The sequence below is a fragment of the Moorena sp. SIO3I6 genome (assembly GCF_010672095.1).
Genome location: NZ_JAAHHU010001101.1, coordinates 1 through 1,677 on the forward strand (window position 1 = coordinate 1; position 1,677 = coordinate 1,677).

General features: G+C 39.8%; 2 protein-coding genes. Both read right to left on the reverse strand.

The features are described from left to right. Positions 1-286, reverse strand: a 286-nt coding sequence (locus tag F6K49_RS46570) for a hypothetical protein (RefSeq protein ID WP_366514337.1), incomplete at its 3' end; no start/stop codon positions are given. A gap of 452 nt (positions 287-738) precedes the next feature. Next, positions 739-1,203, reverse strand: coding sequence for an ABA4-like family protein (locus F6K49_RS46575; RefSeq protein ID WP_293109256.1), 465 nt, complete (start codon positions 1,201-1,203; stop codon positions 739-741). Positions 1,204-1,677 lie beyond the last annotated feature (474 nt).

A 1,677-nucleotide genomic window follows, 5' to 3' on the forward strand; every position in this document is an offset into this window, starting at 1 on the left:
CTTGTACAGCAACTGGGACAATTTCTGCCCCACACAAGAAGTTAACCAGGGTACTTTTACCACTGCTAGTTGTCCCTGTTGTGGCTAAGGTAAGAACCGGTTCACTGAGTTCTTTCACTAATTCACTTACCGCTATCTGGAATTCGAGGTTTAAACCTTCGAGTTCAGTATGGTACTCTGGGGGTAGCTGCTCACGGATATGCTCCTGAAAACTACACCATTCCTTATTAATATTATTGATTGATTCTTCAACAGCTTCAAAAATCTTTTTGATGTTGCTTCTCATTATGCTCAAAGCCTTTAGTGTTGAGTTGTAACGATGGTATATAAACTACTCTGACCTTAAAAGTAGCGGAAAACATCCGATAGGGATTATTTCTTTTTTATTAAGCTTTTAGTTGGTTTTTAAATAGCTCTTAATCTAAGAGTAGCCTAACTTAATATAAGACTGTCAAGGTAAATGGCTAAATGAAATATTTGTGAATCCAGGCAAGGATAATGAAGAAATTACTATTGGATTATTGGTGATGATAGAGTATAGGGTTTCCTGTACGAGATATAAACTTGTATGGTCTTTTGTTATTGGAAAATAAAACTTTACCCAGGCGTAGCCTCTCTCAGGAAGGGTTACGCCTGGGTTTCTTTTGCATGAATGCCTATTGCCTATTGCCTATTGCCTCTTGCCTCTTGCCTTTTTAAGCAATACCTATGTTTACAACCGACATCCAAACCTGCTGATTATGTTTGTGATGGACTGGTAGTTTCAGGGTCTAAGGGAGTATCTGATGTAGATTTTTTGGTAACCCAAGCGGTGATAATATGAGAAAGGAGTCCGATTGGTCCGGCAAATAAGCACAGCACTAGGGAGTGAATAGTCCAAATACCAGCCTGTTGCCCTTGCCAATAAATCCAACGCCCTACAAACAAGTCCAAAACTAGGAAGTGTATCCAGCCAGTAGCAGCAACGGTTTCGTCACTAAAGAAGTGGGCAATATCGGCTAACTGAGGATTGGATAAGGCTTGGGCGGATTCTGGTGTAATGCTATTAATAAATAGGTAAATATACAAACCTGCTAGAGCGACGAAGGGAAGATAGGATTCCATTACTCGCTTGGTAATGCCCCAATTTGGCAATAAAATCATCAGGAGCCAAAAGGGCAAAACGAAGATATTGGCAATATTAAACAGTTGAGTGATAACCATATTTCTGTGTTTAAGATTTCAACTATTTACTATAGCAATTATAAATTGGGTGAAGTTTTTCTGGGTGTTAGGGAATAGGGAGCAGGGAGTAGGGAGTAGGGAGTAGGGTGAAGAGCATGGGGAGTGGTAAAAAATCCTGTTCAGCTAATGAGTCTTATAGCGTTTATTGGATGTATGAGGTACAATTATCAAGCTCAAAGTCCCCCTTTTTAAGGGGGATTTAGGGGGATCTCTTTGTACCTCATGGGAAACAGAATTGCTATATAACTTCTATCAGTTTTACCCAGAGCATTTGAGATGATGGGTTCGGATTAATCTGTTGTGTTAATCTGTTATGCTAATTTGTTCAGGTTCATTTTCCACAGTTGGATGTTGGTTAGACCAAAAAGATTACCATTGCTCCTCCGAAACCCAATCACTGGGGAGAGTTTAATCTCAGGTCGCCCCTGGGGATAATTTTGAACAAATTCCACA

Coding starts and splice junctions, on each gene's coding strand:
- F6K49_RS46575 (WP_293109256.1), bottom strand. CDS start 1,203: ATGGTTATCACTCAACTGTTTAATATTGCCAATATCTTCGTTTTGCCC.